Source organism: Actinophytocola sp., from assembly GCF_036378875.1.
In the GTDB taxonomy this organism is placed as follows: domain Bacteria; phylum Actinomycetota; class Actinomycetes; order Mycobacteriales; family Pseudonocardiaceae; genus Actinophytocola.
Window position 1 is genome coordinate 39378 of the sequence record NZ_DASUVO010000089.1, and the last position, 17196, is coordinate 56573.

Consider the following 17196-nt stretch of genomic DNA (forward strand, 5'->3'; position numbering starts at 1 on the left):
TCTACGGGGTTGGAGTCTCCCGGCTGATGGTGAGGGGTCGAGACGCAGATGGGCAGCGGGCTCACGAGTCCAGAGCCTTTCGTAGGCCCCCTACTCGGTCACCAGCGTCGGCCGGCCGATGCGCGGGCACCCGGCCGCAGCCTGCGGGAACGGATCGCCGGCCACGGCACCGCCGTGCTCGATGCCCGCACCCGACGCGACAAGCTAGTGACCGAACAGCAGCTCCGTACCACCATGATCTGTTGAGACGTCGACCGGTCCCACACCCGCACCGTCTTGTCGTCGCCGCCGATGACGGGGGCCCGCGGACGGCCACCCAGCTGGCCGGTCACTGGTGGTGGGCGGACAACTGGTCAGGTGTGATCGAGTGCGGTGAGTTCGGTCCGTACAGCATGCGCGTCGGGGACGCCAAGGTCGGTGTAGACAGTCAGCGCCTGTCGCAAATGGCGGCGTGTTTCAGTGTGGTTGTTGGCGGTGTGATGATACTGGGCGATGCCATGGTGGGCGCGGGCTTGTTCGTAGGGGTCACCGAGTTCGGTGGCGAGTGTGAGGGCTGCGGTGTGGTGGAGGCGTGCCTGGTCGAGATGCCCGCTCGAATGGTAGGTGGTCCCGAGTTGGTTGAGTATGAGGGGTTCGCTGGCGCGGTCGCCGATTTCTCGGGCGATGCGGAGGGCTTGTCGATGGTGTTCGGTTGCCTGTTGGTAGTGGCCCTGTCGGCAGTGGACGATGCCGAGGTTTGTTTCTCCTGAGGCTTCACCGAGTCGAAAGTCGATTTCGTGGAAGATGTCGAGGGCTTGTTGGTGGTGTTCGGTTGCCTGTTGGTAGCGCCCCTGTTGGCAATCGACGAAGCCTATGTTGTTCAACGCGAAGGCTTCACCGGGCGGGAATCGGATCTCGCGGGAGATATCGAGGGCTTGGTGGTGGCATTCGATGGCCTGTTGGTACCGGCCCTGTTGGAAATGAATGAAGCCGAGGTAGTTCAGTGCGAGGACCTCGCCGACACGGAAGTCGTCATCGCGGGCGATCGTGAGGGCGCGCTGGTGTTGCTCGGTGGCCGATCGGTAATCGCCCTGTCGCCAATGGACGAGGCCGAGGTGGTTCAGTGCGAGTACCTCGCCGACACGATTACCGATGTCGCGGGCGATCGCGATAGCCTCTCGGAAGTGGTCGCTAGCCCGTTGATAGCGGCCTTGTTGCCAGCGGCTGATGCCTATGTAGGTGAGCGCGTACCCTTCGGTGGTTCGATCACCGGTGTGTCGGGCGGCCTGCAAAGTGTGGGCGTGGATACCGCCTGGGTTGTTGTCACCGAGTGACACGTGGTGCAGGCGCAGCATGGTGGCGAGACGGTGGTCGTGGGTGTGCCAGCCGTACGCGGAACTGTGGGCGATGATCACGGTGAGGTTGGCCAGTTCCGTGTCGAACCAGGCCTCGGCCGTGGTGACGTCGGTGACGGGGGATGTAGTCGTGGCTGGTGGTGCGATATCAGGCCAAAGTTCTTCTTGGGGATGCAGAATTCGCATGGCGGCCGCGGTGGTATGCAGGTAGTGGTCGAATAGCCGGATGAGGGAACCGGTTTGATCATCCTGCGGGTCGTGCGCGGCGGCGAGGTTCTCGGCGTAGGCGCGTAACAGGTCATGACACGTGTAGCGCCCGTGAGTGTGTTGGGTGAGTAGGTGGGCGCGTACCAATTCACCCAGCGTTTCTCGTGCCTGGGCCAGGTCTAGGTCGGTGAGTCGGGCGACGGCGAGAAGGGCGATGTCGGGACCGGGATGTAGGCCAAGGAGCCGGAATGTCCGTGCGGCAGCGGCGCTGAGGTTGTTGTAGGACCAGGAGAATACGGTGCGCACGCTGGTGGTGGCTTCCCCGGTGTCCAAACCCTCCAATCGGGTGTGTGTGTCGGCGAGTTCATTCACCAACGACCGCAGGGTAAAGCCGGGATGGGTTTCGGCCCGTGCGGCCGCGATCGCCAGCGCGAGGGGTAGCCGAGCGCACTGCTCAATCAGTTCGCTGACGGCGTCGGGCTCGGCGCTGACGCGGTCGCGCCCGAGGTGGCGGGTCAGCAGGGCGCGAGCGTCCTGCTGACTGAGGACGTCGAGCGTGAAGGTGCTGGCTCCTTGCTGGGCGGTGAGATCGGCGAGTTGGTTGCGGCTGGTGATCACAACCACGCAAGCGGGATTGGCGGGCAGCAGTGCTCGAACGTGCTCGGCGTCGCGGGCGTTGTCCAGTACGACCAGCATGCTCCGTTCGGCGGTGAGGCTGCGATACAGCGCTGCTTGATCGTCCACAGTGTCCGGGGTGCGCTCAGGACGTGCTCCCAGGGCGTGCAAGAACCCAACCAGTGCCTCGGCGGGCCGCATCGGAGAATCGGTGGGGTCGAAGCCGCGGAGGTTCACATACAGTTGCCCGTCGGGGAAGCGCTCCGCGATGTGGTGTGCCCAATGCAGCGCCAGAGCAGTCTTGCCCACCCCTGCGGTGCCCTTGATCGCCGTGATCACCACCGTGCCGCCGCCGGGCGTGGAGTTCTCGAGCAGGGATGCCAGCTGGCCTAACTCCTGGGCGCGACCCACGAATCGCGATGTGTGGGCGGGCAGTTGCCGCGGTATCGGTGACCTCGCCGGCAGCGGCACGGGGCCTGGTTTGGTGTCCCGGACAGGCAGCAGATCGCCGCGCAGGATCGCGGTGTGCAGTGCGCGCAGCTCCGGACCGGGTTCGGTTCCTAGCTCGTCTGCCAGGCGGGCCCGGGTGCTGGAATAGCGGTCCAGAGCCTCGGCGTCCCGGCCCGCCATCACCAGTGCACGCATCAATATCACGGTCAGTGGCTCGGTCAGTGGGTGTTCGGCCAGCATGTTGCGTACTGGTCCGATTACCTCGTCGTGTCGGTCGAGCCGAAGCTCGGCCCACGCCCAGGCAACCACCGCGTCCAGCCGTTGCTGAGTCCAGTCCTCGCGCATCCGCGTCGCCCATTCGCCGGACAGGTCAGCCAGCGGTGGGCCACGCCACAGGCCGAGAGCCTCGCGCAACAGTTGCGCCTGCTCGCCGTCCGGTCGGACAGGATCGCTGGCGGCTGCGGCAAGCCGGCGGAACCGATGCAGATCAACCTGATCCGGGTCAACCGTCAGCGCGTACCCGCCCGCTTGGCGGACTGGCCCTGTTGATTGCTCGGGGGCCGCACCGGCCTGGCTCAACGTTTTTCGAAGACGGGAGATGTGGGCGTACAACGCGGGCCTGGTCCCGACCGGCGGCGCCTGGTCCCAGACTCGGTCGATCAGCGTCTGCAACATCACCGGGCGACCGGCGTCCACTGCCAACGCCGCCAGGACAGCCCGCTGTTGCGGCGTGCCCAGGTCCGCCACTCGCCGATCATCGGCCCAGACCTCGACGGGCCCCAGCAGCCGGATGTCCACTACTCCACCTCCAACCCCCCTTGCAGCGCTGCCGCGGATTACGGACAGTGACCAAGGATTCCGCAAGCTGGCAACCATTATCCGTCGAGCACAGTCGGTCCGTCGTCTCCCTGCAGCAATTAGGAGAAAATCATGAAAATCCTCACGAACTTTCTGTCGAAGTGTTCAAGCAGGGCGGTCATCGTCTTCGCCGCTATCGCCTTGCTGTTCGGCGGTTTCCTCGGCGTCGCGGCCGCAGCGCCGACCGAACAACCCGGGCCAACACCCGAAAGCACGCTGGTGGGCGAGCGCACCGAGCAAGCAACACCGGACAAGAACCAGACGCCTGGATCGCTCGCGGCGATCTCTCACCGCCACCTGTGGTGTGGTATCAGCGGAGACTTCCGCCTGAACCTCACCGGACTCGGCGCCTTCGACGGCCAACCCGTCGCGGTGACCATCTCGGAGGCAGGAACGAGCGGCTCGGAAGTCATCGGCGCGGCCCGGATGCGGGTGAACAACGTCTCGGTCTGGGCGGGCACCGTCACGGCCTGGGTCTCAGTCGAATGGGCCAGTCCGCTGTGTGTCTGGGTGCACTACGTCGCGATCTGACCAAATTTCGCCCTGTGCGCGGCAACCCGCGCTCAACTGGTCTGAATTGACATGTGCTGACCTGCAGGAGTCACCCTCCCGCAGGTCAGCAATCAACATGTCAACGCAACGGCGTGTCGCGCGTTTCGGGCAGGGTGAGGATGACGGCGAAGGCGATCGCCGCTCCTGCTGCCACGTACCAGAAGAAGGCTGTGGCCAGACCCGCGCTGGACAGGGCGCTGATCAACAGCGGAGCCGTGCCGCCGAAGGTCGCCACGGTGAGGTTGTACCAGGCACCGATGCCCACTCCGCGCAAAGCCGTGGGGAACAGTTCGCTCATGAGCGCGGGCGCGATCGACGTCATCGCCGTGTAGAGGCCGAGACCGACGGTGAACACCACGACAAGGTTCACCAGACCTGGCCTGACCAAAGTGGACAACGGAACGATCAGCACGGCCGTCGCCGCCGACCACACCAGTAGTTGGGGTTTGCGGCCGAACCGGTCGGCGATCGTGCCCATCGGGTACTGCAGGACCACGAACACCGCCGTCGCGATGGACAGGGCGAGGAACACGTCGACCGCGTCCGCGTCCCGTGTTTTCACCGCGAACGGTGTCAGGGCGCTGAAGAAGGTGTAGTAACACAGCGTCGACAGCATCGTGAAGCCGATCAGCTGACCGACGGCCTTCGGGTGCTCCCGCAGGGTCGTGCGCAGCGGGTGCGGCACACGCTTGGTCTTGTGCGCCTCGAACAACTCGGTCTCGCTCAGGCTTCGCCGCAGCCACAGCCCGATCAGCCCGAGCACGCCGCCAAGAATGAACGGCAGGCGCCAACCCCAGGACTGCATGCTGTCCTCACTGAGCACGCGCGCCAGGACGAAACCGAGTACCGACGCGACGAGAACGGCACTGCCGGTGGAGATGTAGAAGAACGCGGAGTACCGCCCGCGGCGGTCGTTCGGAGCGATCTCGCCGAGGTACGCCGAGGCGTTGGACACCTCACCGCCGAGTGAGAGACCCTGCACAACCCGCGCGAGCAGCAGCCCGATCGGGGCGAGCCAGCCGACCTGCTCGAACGTCGGTAGCATGCCGATCAAGATCGACCCGCCCGCCATCATCACGATGGTCAGCACCATCGCCGGTTTACGCCCCCTCAGGTCGGCGAACCGGCCGAGCAGAATACCGCCCAACGGCCGAAAGAAGAACGCCAGCGCGTAGGTGGCGAAGGTGTTGATCTGGGCGAGGGCGTCGTTGCCCGCCGGAAAGAACGCAGTGGCGAAGTAGATGCTGAACGTGGCGTAGATCGTCCAGTCGAACCACTCCAGCGCATTACCCACGCTCGCGGCGAGGAGCTTACGCACAGGCAACCGGTGTCGGACCTCGGAGTCGACCATGACCAACACACTAGATCGACAGTTGGTTATCGACCAGATCAACCGCCAACGCGGATAGGCGCCACTGGCGGTCGACCGCACCAAGCCGAATCGGCTAGAGCCGGGCCGGTCGTCGGTCAGGAGCCGGCGCCCGTGAACACGGCTACGGCGTCATCGACAGCGGGCAGTGCCGCGATCTCGTCGCGAAGGACCGTGGCCGCTGTGCGGTACGACGGCCCGGCCAGCATCTCCGTCACCGCCGCGCGCACTTCCTCCGCCGTGACGGGCCGGTCCTCGCCGTCGCCGATGGTGAGTCCGGCGCCGGTCGCCGCGACGCGTGCCGCGTTGTCCGGCTGGTCGGCGAACTGTGGCACCACCACCATCGGCACCCCGGCGGCCAGTCCGCCGAGTGTGGTCCCGGTCCCGCCATGGCACACCATCAACGCCGCCCGCGCGAGAACATCCTTCTGTGACACCCATTTTTCGATGTGCACGTTCGGCGGCAGCCCGGCGAACGTGGCGGGGTCACCGCTGTCGCCGACCGTCACCAGCAGTCGCACCGGCAGGTCGGCGACCGCTTCGACGACGGTGCGGAATGCGGCCGCGGCAAACGGTACCCCGGCCGCGACCGTGCCGAACGTGGCGTACACGAGCGGGGCGACCTCGTCGTCCCACCACCTCGGCAGCGGCTCCGCGTCCCCGGCGGGCACACGGAACCGGTGCACCCGCGGCCCGCCCGGCTCCTCGAACGAGTGCGGCAGCAGGCTGAGCGACGGCTGCTGGTAGAGGTACGTGCCGTCGGCATCCGGCGCGAGCCCGAGCGAGGCGCGGTAGTCCGCGAGCGCCCGCGCGGCGAGCGGCAGGGTGAACGCCACGAACTTGTCGAGCCCGATCAGCATTTGCACCGCGGGCACCCCACGCAGGTCGGCCGCGATGGCGGAGCCCAGCTCGCCGATCTCGCGCAGCACCACGTCCGGCCGCCACTCGTCGAACGCGGACAGCAACCCAGGCATGATCGACCGCGCGGCCAGCTCGGCGCCCAGCGACACCATGACCTCGTTCCGCTCCTGTGGCGGCGCGGCCATGAACGCCGCGTGGAGAGCGGCCCGTTCGTCCGGGTCGACGTCCGGGCAGGACCAGTGCTGGAAGCCGGCCCGCTCGACCGAGGCTGCGAACGATTCGGGTGCCGCGACCAGCACCTCGTGCCCAGCGCGCCGGCACGCGTCGGCGAACGGGATCATCGGGCCGAAATGCCCGGCGTTCGCGGTGGTGGCGACGAGAAGACGCATCAGTTCCCCCGTGGGTCGACTGTGGATTCCGGCAGGAGGCTCCCCGATGACCATCATGCCCGCCACCACGACTCTCGCGAGCATGTCGCTGGCGCACCATGTGTGATTCGCCGGTCATTCCTCCACGGCTTTGTCGCCGTAGCACCGTGCGACCTCGTGGAACGCCTGCTTGGGTCTGCGCGCACCGTCGCCGGTCACCGCCACGACCCCGAAGCCGGCCTTGTCGAGGTCGAGACGAGGATCGTCGTGATGCGGGAAGTCGGGCATGGCGAAGGTGAACACGAAGCAGCCGTGCACGCCCTCCGCGTCGTACTGGTCGATGAGCTCGCCGAGGTAGCGGGCCTGAACGGCCTCGTCGCGGGGGTGGTCGCCGCGGATGCGCGGGGGTACGGCGAACCAGTTGACGATCCAGAAGGAACCGGCTCCCCGTTGGTCTGCTCCGGTGAAGGCACCGCACCCGAACTCGGTGATGACGACGGGCTTGTCGTGGTCGCGAACCAGGCTGCGCAGGCGGTCCACATAGGTGGTGTGGTTGCGGCGGGAGCGGTAGAGGCTGACGCCGACCAGGTCGAACAGTGACCAGTCGACGTGTTCCCACCCGGCCGCGGAGTAGGTGACCGGCCCGTCGAAGCGACGCCGCGCGGTGGTCATGGCGGTGGTGAGCAGCCGGTGGAGCCGTCTGTCGATCCTTCGCCGCAGTACGCGGTGGTAACGCACGATGAGCTTCAGGCGTAGGAACGACCGAGGTCCGGGGACGATGCCGGGCACGGTGTGGGAGAACTCGCTGCCGACCAGGAGCGTCACCCGGTCCGGGTGTTCCCGGCGAAGTTCTTCGGCCGCCTCGGCGACGGCGTCCAGGTGCGCCAGCAGTGTCGGCTGAGGCAGCTCGGAAACGTCGGGCCGGATGTAGACGCCGAGACCGGTTTCGAGGGCGCTGCGGGCGGCATCGACCAACCTCTTGCCGTCCCCGATGAGCATCACCGTGGTGCAGTGCAGCTCCCGGGCGACGACCGCCATGTCCCGCCGTACGTCGTCGGCGCTTGCCTCGCCGACCAGGTAGGAGATGCCGCGGACGGTCAGCATGCGCTCGGCTCCTGTCGACGTGGGCGATGGGCGGCCATGAGGAGAAGGACGGCGACACCACGAGCACCGCCGCGTTGACACTGCCCGCGGCGGCCAGTATGTACCGACGGCTCCAGCGCTGCCGCCCGAACGGCCGGCACGCTGGACCATGATCGACGGTCAGGTGGTGTATGAAGGGAGCACCGCCGCGCCAGTTCGAACGTGTGCCGCTTCCGACACGACCACGTCTGAGGTCCGGATCCGTCTCGCCACGAAAGGAACACCGTGACAGCAACCGTTGACGTTCTCACCAATGGATATGCGGAGGAACGGGTCGCCTGCACTGTCACCCTGATCCGCGATGGTGACGTGATCATCGTGGTCGATCCGGGGATGGTGGCCGACCGCCGGCTCATTCTGGACCCGATGGCTGACCTGGGGGTCGCGCCAGGCGATGTGACCGATGTGGTCTTCTCGCACCACCATCCGGACCACACCCTCAATGCGGCACTCTTCCCCGACGCCCGGTTCCACGACCACTGGGCGATCTACTCAGGAGACCGATGGGAGGACCGGGACGCCGACGGTTTCCACCTGTCTCCTTCGGTGCGGCTGATGCGGACACCGGGCCATACCGCGGAGGACATCACCACTCTCGCCGACACCGACACCGGCCTGATCGCGGCAACCCACCTGTGGTGGAACGCGGACGGACCGGCAGAAGACCCGCTCGCCACCGACGGCCAGAAGCTCCTGGCGAATCGTGAACGCCTGCTGGCGCTGCGCCCGAGCCTTGTCATTCCGGGCCACGGGAACCCGTTCACGCCTACGTGAGGTCTCGGCGCCGACGTGCTGCTGCCGGCGTTGAGCGCGGAGGTTGCCGAAGGACGGGACGGTGCGTGGTGGGAAACAGTAGTCGCGTGGCAGAAACCTCGCCTTACGCTCTTGCCCAGGATCCGAGCTGAGGAGGCAGGGCGTGAACCCATCCGCCAGCGTCAGGGGAGCACCCAAGGCCACCGAGATCGAGCGGCACGGGATCGACACGATCCCTGACGACGAGCGGCACTCCGGCGTCTTCGACCTGTTCCGGATCCAGTTCGGCGGGGCCAACACCTTCGCCACGGTCATCCTGGGCACGTTCCCGGTCCTGTTGGGACTGTCGTGGTGGCAGGCGGTGGCCGCGACCGTGACCGGAGTGGTCGTCGGTGCCGTGATCCTCATGCCGATGGGCTTGTTCGGCCCACGCACCGGCACCAACAACGCGGTGTCCTCGGGCGCGCACTTCGGGGTCCGCGGCCGCATCCTCGGCTCGTTCCTGTCCCTGCTCACCGCGATCGCGTTCTACTCGATCTCGGTGTGGGTCAGCGGCGACGCGCTCGTGGGCGCCATGGTGCGCATCTTCGGGGCGTCCGATTCGGACCTGCTGCGCGGGTTGATCTACGCCGTGCTCGGGGCCGCGGTGATTGTGGTGGTCGTCTACGGCTACCAGTTCATGCTGCAGGTCAACAAGGTCGTGGTCATCGGCAACACGGTCCTCATGCTGCTCGCCGTGGTGGCCTACGCAAACGTGTTCGACGCCGGCTACGACCCGGGCCCGCAGGCCTACGCGCTCGGTGCGTTCTGGCCGACGTTCGTGCTCTCCGCGCTGATCGTGATGGGCAACCCGATCTCGTTCGGCGCCTTCCTCGGCGACTGGTCGCGCTACATCCCAGCCGCCACACCGGTGCGCTCGCTGCTGCTCGCCACGGTGTTCGCACAACTGGCCACGCTGGTGCCATTCCTGTTCGGGGTCGCCACCGCCACAGTGGTCGCGGGTGAGGCCGACTACGTGTTCGCCCTCGTGGAGGCCTCCCCGCTCTGGTACGCCATCCTGCTGATGGTGGTCGCCTTCCTCGGCGGCCTCTCCACCGGAGTGACCTCGCTCTACGGCACCGGCCTCGACTTCTCCTCGGTCTTCCCCCGATTCAGCCGCGTGCAGGCCTCGCTGTTCATCGGGACGTTCGCGTTCACATTCATCCTCGTCGGCCGGCTCGTGTTCGACCTGATCGCCAGCGTGAACGCGTTCGTCGGCGCGATCGTCATCTGCACGACTCCCTGGATGATCATCATGAGCATCGGGTTCTTCCTGCGGCGCGGCTACTACCGGCGCGACGACGTCCAGGTGTTCAACCGGGGCCAGACCGGCGGCGCGTACTGGTTCTCCGACGGCCTGAACTGGCGTGGCTTGGCCGCCTGGATACCGTCGGCCATCCTCGGGCTGCTGTTCGCGAACTACCCGCCGCTGATCCAGGGCCCGTTCCGGCACGCGGCCGGCGGGGTCGACATCAGCCTGCCCGTCGCCATCGGCACCGCAGCGGTCCTCTACCTGCTGCTGCAGTGGCTGTGGCCCGAACCGTCCTATGTGTACCCGGCCGGCGGACCGCGGCTCGTACCCGCCACACCGGGCCAAACACCCCCTGCCGTCCAGGGCGGCCGTGCACCGGCCCCGGTCGCGGCCGGCCCGAAACCGTCCGCGCACACCGACATCCGCGAATGACCCCATCGAACACGCCGCCGAACGCCGGCGGCACACCGCCGCGCATCATCGCCGATGGCCGGATCGGCCAGGTCGACTCGACAAGGGTCCCCCGCTACGCGGGACCTTGGCAGCGAGCGGTACCGGGCCTCCTTTCCCATTTCGGCGACTCGGTGTGCGAACGGGTCAGTACGGAGTTCGGCGCGTCTTCGTCGAGTAGCGCGAGGATCTCCGTCCACGCCGGGTTCTTCGGTGTGCCACTGACCGGCGCTGGTGCTGGTGTCGGTCGACCAATGCGCGAAACGACTGCCCGGCCAACTCGGCACGCAGGGCCGCGCCCGCGTCGGCCGGACCGGCGGCGTCCGCTGCGATCCTGCTGTCCTCGACGCCAAACAGGGGTCTAGTTTCTGGTGCTGCCTCGGGTTACGAGCGAGACGGTGCTGACGATGTGTTCCGGGGCGGCGTTCTTGTCCGCGAACTGTCGGTGCAGCAAGCGCAGCGCCTCGGCCACCATTGTCGGGCGATCGGGATCGATGGTCGTCAGGCCGGGGGCGAGGTGCGCAGAGATGTCGAGGTTGTCGAACCCGACGAGCTGGACGTCATCCGGAACGTGCAACCCGGCATCGTGGAGGCCGGCCAGGGCGCCGATCGCCACCTCGTCAGTAACCGCGAAGATGCCGTCGATCTTCAGTCCAGCAGCCAGCACGTCGGTGATCGTCGCTCGTGCCTCCGCGATCGAATAGTCGTGGAGTGGAATCACAAGGTCAGGGCAGGGATCCAGGCCCGCGTCGGCGAGTGCGCCTGCCCAGCCCTTCGCGCGATAGGTCGCCATCTCCGGGCGAGGTGCGGTGAGTTTGCCGCCCAGCACCGCGATTCGTCTCGCGCCGCAGGTGATCAGATGCTCGGTGGCCAGTCGCGCTCCGGCGACGTTACGCATTTGGACGCGGTGGTAGCGGTCTGGCACGTCCTGCTCGCCGAGCAGCACGATCGGCAGGTCCGGATGGATCCGATCGAGGTCGGCCATGTCTAGTCCGACAGCGCCAAGCAGGACGCCGTCGTACTGCTGGAGCCGGGCGAGCGAGAGCGCGGAGAGCTCGCGTTCACGGCTCGCGCCCGACTGTTCGACGACGAGATGCATGCGGTCTGCCGCCAGCGCGTCCGAGATCAGGGACGCCAACTCGCCGTAATAGTGCAGGTCGAACCTGGGCACGATCAGGCCGACCGTGCCGGTCCGCCCCGATCGAAGGCGCCGGGCGGTCAGGTTGATCTCGTAGCCAAGCCGGTCGACGACTTCCAGTACGTGAAGTCGAGTGTCGGCCCCGACGTTCGACCGGTCGTTGAGCACGTTCGACACGGTCATCACCGACACGCCGGCTTCGCGTGCCACGTCGCTCATCGTGACGGTGCGTCGTCCCATAACGGCCACTCTCCCAACCCGGGTGCGGGACCTGGGCATCGGTGTATTCGATCAGTCACGAAATAGCGACGATGCGTGGTGTTCGACTTGACGACGGGGTGTCGAGTCGCAACTCTTTTCGGCCAGGAAGTGTAACGATAAACCACGAAAGTTTCGTAGTTCAAGCGCGGCGCAAACCGTCATACCGGAAGGCGACATGACGACTACGGCGATCATCAGTCTGGACTTGCCTGGTCCGATCATCTCCCGGCATGTGTACGGCCACTTCGCCGAGCACCTGGGCAGATGCGTCTACGGCGGGTTCTGGGTGGGCGAGGACTCGAAAGTAGCGAACGTCCGCGGCATCCGCGCAGACGTCGTCGAGGACAACTCCTTCGGCACCCACGAGTTCGTCGATCTCTGTGAGCTGTTGGGCGCACAGCCGAATCGGCAACGAGGCCTGGGGGTGTGGCCGAACAAGGGCGACAACAAGGTCTACCGGATCGCCGTCGGCCCCAGCGACGGCGACTACGGGTGGACCGAGACCATGATGCGCTCGTTCGACGACCTGGCTGCCGACCCGGTCGCGCCCTGGTGGCCGCGGTGCATTTCGCCGCTTTCCACCGGCACGCCGACCGGGTGGTCATGGCCAACATCGCCCAGACGGTCAACGTGCTCCAGGCGGTGCTGCTCACCGACCCGGAATCCGGCGCGCTCGTGCGCACCTCACCGCATCGACTCCCGCGTCGCACAACACCCCGAGAACTCCGTCCGCCGTGGCACCCGTTGCGTTCGACGGTGTGCGCGAGCATCCGCGCGGCCTGCTCGTCGAGTTGCCGCCGCATTCCTACCTCACAGCTGAGTTCCAGTTGACCTAACCCGCACCGATGCCGAACATCAGCCAACCAAAGGAGTTGTCAACGATGACACGCAGGTACCGCTCCAGGACGCGTGGCGTTCTGGCAGGCACGATGGCGGCAGCCCTCGCGCTGTCGGCCTGTTCGTCAGGTCCGGAAACCAGCGACTACAAGGAAGGCGATCAGTACACCCTCACCGTCTGGACCAACTACACCGGCGAGGCCGGTCTCGCGTGGTTCGACAGCGTGGCCAAGGAGTTCGAGGCCTCGCACGAGAACGTCACGGTCAAGGCGCAGCACATCCAGAACGAGGAGCTGGACGGAAAGCTCCAGACGGCGCTGAACTCCGGTGACGCACCGGACATCTTCCTGCAGCGCGGCGGCGGCAAGATGCGGGACATGGACGAGGCGAAGCAGCTCCTCGATCTCACCGGCAGCGCGGTCGATTCCCCTGAACTGCGCGAAAAGCTCGGCGACGCGCCGTACGAAGCGCTCACCGTCGACGGCAAGCTGCTGGGCGCGCCGCAGCTGCTGCAGCCCGGTGGCATCTGGTACAGCAAGGATCTGTTCGAGACGGCGGGCATCACCGAGGTCCCGAAGACGGTCGACGAGCTGGCCGCCGCGATCGAGAAGCTCAAGGGCGCCGGCATCACCCCGATCGCGCTCGGCGGCAAGGACGCCTGGCCCGCCGCCCACTGGTACTACTTCTTCGCGCTACGCGAGTGCTCGGCGGACACCCTTGAGGCGACGAACGAATCGCTGGACTTCTCCGACCCGTGCTACGAGAAGGCGGCCAAGAACATCGTCGATCTGACCGCCCTCGAGCCGTTCAACGAAGGCTTCCTGAACACGTCCGCGCAGCAGGGCGCCAGCAGTTCGGCCGGCCTGCTCGCCAACCACAAGGCGGCCATGGAGCTCATGGGATCCTGGGAGCCCGGCGTCGTCAAGGACCTCACGCCCAACAAGCAACCGCTTCCCGACCTGGGTTGGTTCCCGTTCCCACAGGTGGTGTCCGGGCAAGGCGACGCGAACGCGCTCATGGGCGGCAAGGGTGGGTTCTCCTGCTCGGCCAGTGCGCCGAAGGAGCTGTGCGGGGAGTTCCTCGCGCTGATGAACTCGGAGAAGAACCAGGAGAGCTTCTACACCGCGTTCGGTTCGATACCGCTGCACGCCGACGCCCAGGACGTGGTGAAGAACGACTACGACAAGCAGATGATCGAAGCTCTCAACGAGGCGACCTACGTGTCGGACTTCCTGGACACCAACTACGGCCAGAAGGTCGGCACCGTGCTGAACCAGTCGGTCGTCAAGCTGCTGACGAATGAGACCGATCCCGCGGGGTTGGTCAAGGCGATCACCGAAGCGGCCGGCCGGAAATAGGGAATCGACCACATGGAGGCAGCCGCGCACGTAAACCGGGACGTGCCGGACAGTGCGCGGACCGGGGCCAGCGCAGCCGAGGCCCCGGCCCGCGGGTCGGCGGAGCGTCGTCGAGTGCCCTGGCGGCGATGGGCGGAGATCGCGCTGCTCGCCGGCCCGGGGGTCGTCGTCTTCGTCACGTTCGTGATCGTGCCCGTCTTCATGGCCGGGTACTACGGCTTCTTCGAATGGAGCGGATACGGGGTCCCGACCGAGTTCGTCGGCCTGCGTAACTACGAGCTGATCTTCACGGACGCCGCGTTCCTCGAAGCGATGTCGCACAACGGGTTCATCCTGGTCATGTCGCTGATCCTGCAAGGGCCGGTGGCCATCGGGATCGCCCTGCTGCTGAACCGGAGGATGCGCGGGCGTTCCCTCATCCGTGTGTTGATCTTCGTGCCGTACGTGATCTCAGAGGTCATCGTCGCGATCGGTTTCAGCCTCATGCTGCACCCCACCGGTGCGATCAACGACGTGCTGGACCGGATCGGGCTCAGTGGCCTGACGACGGACTGGCTCGCCGACCCGGACGTCGCGATCTGGTCGCTGATGATGATCCTGGTGTGGAAGTACATCGGGTTCGCGGTCATCCTCATGCTCGCCGGCCTGCAAGGAATCCCCGACGAGCTGCGCGAAGCGGCCGCGATCGACGGTGCGTCGTACTGGCAGACGCAGTGGCACATCACGCTGCCGCTGCTCGCTCCGACGATCAGGATCTGGGCATTCCTGTCCATCATCGGCTCGCTGCAGGTGTTCGACCTGGTGTTCGTGATCTGGGGCCAGTACGTGGCCGACACCGCCGGGACATCGACGATGGCGACCTACATGGTGGCCAACGGCCGGACTTCCGGCGAGTACGGCTATGGCAGCGCCGTCGCCGTGGTGATCTTCGTGATCTCGCTCGTGATCGCGCTCATCTATCAGCGGTTCGTGCTGCGCCGCGACACCGAGGGCGCGCTGACTGAAGGGGTGGCCTGATGTCCACTGCTGTCGCATCCGGCAGGACCACCCGCGGCGACCGCTCGGTTGTGACCGGGCGAGGCGGCCTGGCCGCCTACCTGGTCGCGTTCGCCCTGGTCGGCCTGTGTCTGGCGCCCGCCGTCTACATCATTCTGGGCGGGTTCCGGACGAACTCCCAGATCATCCAGTCGCCGGCCGGTTTGCCAGACCCCTGGGAGGTCGGCCAGTACACCGGGCTACTGGCCGGCGAGGTCTTCTGGCAGCAGCTCATCAACTCGGTGATCGCCGCGGTGGGCACCACGGTCGGCGTCGTCGTGCTCGGTCTCATGGCCAGCTTCGTGATCGCCCGCTATCCGTTCAAGGCCAAGCACCTGATGTACTCGCTTTTCGCCGCGGGACTCATGTTCCCCGTCACGGTGGCGATCACCCCGCTCTACATCATGGTGCGTGACCTCGGGCTGACCGACACCTTGGCCGGGGTCATCCTGCCGCAGATCGCGTTCGCCATGCCGACCACCGTGATCATCCTCGTGCCGTTTCTGCGAGCCATCCCGAAGGAGTTGGAGGAGGCCGCGCTCATCGACGGCGCGAGCCGACTTGGCTTCTTCGTCCGGATGGTGGTCCCGCTGTCCCTCCCCGGAGTGATAACCGTAGGGATCCTGGCCTTTGTAGCGAGCTGGAACAGCTATCTGCTGCCACTGTTCCTGCTCAGCGACAACGCCTTGTACACCCTGCCACTGGGAGTGCAGGCGTTCGCATCGCAGTACTCGGTGGATACCGCGCGCGTGCTGGCGTTCGTCTCGTTGTCGATGATCCCCGCACTCATCTTCTTCTCCATCTTCGAACGTCGAATAGTCAGCGGTCTGACCGGGGCGGTGAAGGGGTGAGCGCAGGAGAGAACGGTCTTTCTATTTGGGAGCTTCTACACTGAGTTGACCGACCACACCACCAAACTCGACCTGCGGTCCGGTCAGGCTTTGGTCCAGCGTTGGTTGGCGCCGTTGTTGCAGGTCGCCACGTTCACGGCTGAGCTGTTGGCGGTGCCGTTGACGTCGAGGCACAGTCCGGTTTGGACGCTGGTGATCGTGCCACTGCTGGTGATGTTCCACTGTTGGTTGGCGCCGCCATGGCAGTCCCAGATCTGCACCCGGGCGCCGGAGGTGGCGTTGTTGGGCGCGTCAAGGCATTTGCCCAACACCTGCAGGGCCTGCCCGCTCTGCGCGAACTGCTGGTTGGCGTTGGTGTGACAGTCCCAGACGATCAGCTGGGTGCCGTTCGCCGAGGCCGCGCCGGTGACGTCCACGCACCGGCCGGAGGGTTCGCTGCGCAGCCGGAACGTGGTCGGGGTCGGCGGGGGCGTCGTGTCTCCGGTGAAGAACTTCCACACCTCGCCAGAAGTCCAGGTCCGCCAGCCCTCGCCACCGCCGTCGATGGGACCGGGGCCGTGACCTCCGTCGAAAGCGGCCCAGACGACCGGATATCCGGCACGGCACCCCGAGTAGGCGGTGGTGATGTGGGTGCGGCTGCCCGCCGCGGGTTCGCGCGGGCTCTGGGCGGTGCAGCCGTTGTTCCTGACGAACGTGTCACGCAGCGAACGCCCCTGGGAGATGTTGAGTACGTTGTCGCTGATGCCGTGGATACCCATGTACGCGATGGGCTGCGTGCCGCCGCTGCACCCGCTCAGCTGCGCGCCGGAGTAGACCGCGACCGCACGGAACATGTTCGCCCGGCTGCAGGCGAGTGAGTAGCTCATGCCGCCGCCGTAGCTGAAGCCCAGTGCGAAGCGCTGTGCCGTGTCGACACACAGGTCGTTCTCGATGCGCCTGATCATGTCGTCGGTGAAGGTGACGTCCTGTCCGCCGGGGTTGGCCCAGCCGTTGCCGTTGCCCTGGGGTGCCACGAAGATCGCGCCGTTGTTGGACAGCCGCCGCAGTCCGTAGTAGGACCAGTTGTAGCCGTCGGTTCCACCTGAGTCGACGTCGCCCGCGGTGCCGCCCCGCCAGTGATACCCGAAGATCAACCGATACTGGGTGTTGTTGTTGTAGTTGTCGGGCAGCCTCAGGATGAAGGAGCGGTTCTGGCCGCTGCTCTGGATCGTGTGCGTGCCGCTGGCCAGTGTCGGGGTCTTGCCGCAGCCGGGGGACGCGGCGAACGTGCCGGTATCCGTGGGGGTGGGTGCCGGCCGGGCGTCGGCCACCCCGACACTCGCGAGAACCAGTGCGGCGGCGGCGATCGGCGTCCACCACCGGCTGAGGCGGTGCGGTCGGCGTCGCCATCGGACAGAACGGATCTGCGGGATCATGATTCTCCTTCGTCGTTGAAGGGCACCAATGTTCAGGCTCGTCAGTCAAA

The 17196-nt window shown here is 66.5% G+C and carries 13 protein-coding genes; 7 read left to right on the forward strand and 6 right to left on the reverse strand.

Annotated elements, in window-relative coordinates; translation table 11 throughout:
* Positions 1-353: 353 nt before the first annotated feature.
* Positions 354-3404, reverse strand: a complete 3051-nt coding sequence (locus tag VF106_RS25690) for an AfsR/SARP family transcriptional regulator (protein ID WP_330842395.1) — start codon at positions 3402-3404, stop codon at positions 354-356.
* A gap of 132 nt (positions 3405-3536) precedes the next feature.
* Here VF106_RS25690 and VF106_RS25695 point away from each other — a divergent pair, with 132 nt between their 5' ends.
* Positions 3537-3995 carry a hypothetical protein gene (locus VF106_RS25695; protein ID WP_330842396.1) on the forward strand — a complete coding sequence of 153 codons (459 nt, stop codon included), beginning with the start codon at positions 3537-3539 and terminating at the stop codon, positions 3993-3995.
* Positions 3996-4095: 100 nt separating this feature from the next.
* Here the strand turns inward: VF106_RS25695 and VF106_RS25700 are convergent, their stop codons facing one another.
* The 3 genes from VF106_RS25700 to VF106_RS25710 all read right to left on the reverse strand — a co-directional run bounded on the left by VF106_RS25700 (position 4096) and on the right by VF106_RS25710 (position 7718).
* Entirely contained in the window at positions 4096-5367 is a 1272-nt protein-coding gene (locus tag VF106_RS25700) for an MFS transporter (RefSeq protein WP_330842397.1), read from the reverse strand.
* A gap of 116 nt (positions 5368-5483) precedes the next feature.
* Entirely contained in the window at positions 5484-6635 is a 1152-nt protein-coding gene (locus VF106_RS25705; protein WP_330842398.1) for a glycosyltransferase, read from the reverse strand.
* Between the two features lie 114 nt (positions 6636-6749).
* Positions 6750-7718 (reverse strand): glycoside hydrolase family 113, encoded by a 969-nt coding sequence (locus tag VF106_RS25710; protein WP_330842399.1) that lies wholly within the window; start codon positions 7716-7718, stop codon positions 6750-6752.
* Between the two features lie 264 nt (positions 7719-7982).
* Between VF106_RS25710 and VF106_RS25715 the strand changes: the two genes are divergently transcribed.
* Positions 7983-8531, forward strand: coding sequence for an MBL fold metallo-hydrolase (locus VF106_RS25715; RefSeq protein WP_330842400.1), 549 nt, complete (start codon positions 7983-7985; stop codon positions 8529-8531).
* Between the two features lie 142 nt (positions 8532-8673).
* A complete protein-coding gene (locus VF106_RS25720; protein ID WP_330842401.1) occupies positions 8674-10233 on the forward strand; it encodes a purine-cytosine permease family protein in 1560 nt (519 codons plus the stop codon).
* Positions 10234-10612: 379 nt separating this feature from the next.
* Here VF106_RS25720 and VF106_RS25725 read toward each other — a convergent pair whose 3' ends face one another.
* A complete protein-coding gene (locus VF106_RS25725) occupies positions 10613-11629 on the reverse strand; it encodes a LacI family DNA-binding transcriptional regulator (protein ID WP_330842402.1) in 1017 nt (338 codons plus the stop codon).
* A 573-nt stretch (positions 11630-12202) separates the two neighbouring features.
* Between VF106_RS25725 and VF106_RS25730 the strand changes: the two genes are divergently transcribed.
* The 4 genes from VF106_RS25730 to VF106_RS25745 are packed head-to-tail and all read left to right on the forward strand — an operon-like array spanning position 12203 to position 15731.
* Complete coding sequence (locus VF106_RS25730) at positions 12203-12481, forward strand: alpha-L-arabinofuranosidase C-terminal domain-containing protein (RefSeq protein ID WP_330842403.1); 279 nt, start codon at positions 12203-12205, stop codon at positions 12479-12481.
* 50 nt (positions 12482-12531) lie between these two features.
* Positions 12532-13845 (forward strand): ABC transporter substrate-binding protein, encoded by a 1314-nt coding sequence (locus VF106_RS25735; protein WP_330842404.1) that lies wholly within the window; start codon positions 12532-12534, stop codon positions 13843-13845.
* Positions 13846-13857: 12 nt separating this feature from the next.
* Positions 13858-14862 carry a carbohydrate ABC transporter permease gene (locus VF106_RS25740; RefSeq protein ID WP_330842405.1) on the forward strand — a complete coding sequence of 335 codons (1005 nt, stop codon included), beginning with the start codon at positions 13858-13860 and terminating at the stop codon, positions 14860-14862.
* Complete coding sequence (locus VF106_RS25745; protein WP_330842406.1) at positions 14862-15731, forward strand: carbohydrate ABC transporter permease; 870 nt, start codon at positions 14862-14864, stop codon at positions 15729-15731. The genes VF106_RS25740 and VF106_RS25745 overlap by 1 nt, the downstream gene beginning before the upstream one ends.
* An 83-nt stretch (positions 15732-15814) precedes the next feature.
* Here VF106_RS25745 and VF106_RS25750 read toward each other — a convergent pair whose 3' ends face one another.
* Positions 15815-17146, reverse strand: a complete 1332-nt coding sequence (locus VF106_RS25750; protein ID WP_330842407.1) for a ricin-type beta-trefoil lectin domain protein — start codon at positions 17144-17146, stop codon at positions 15815-15817.
* Between the last annotated feature and the right edge of the window lie 50 nt (positions 17147-17196).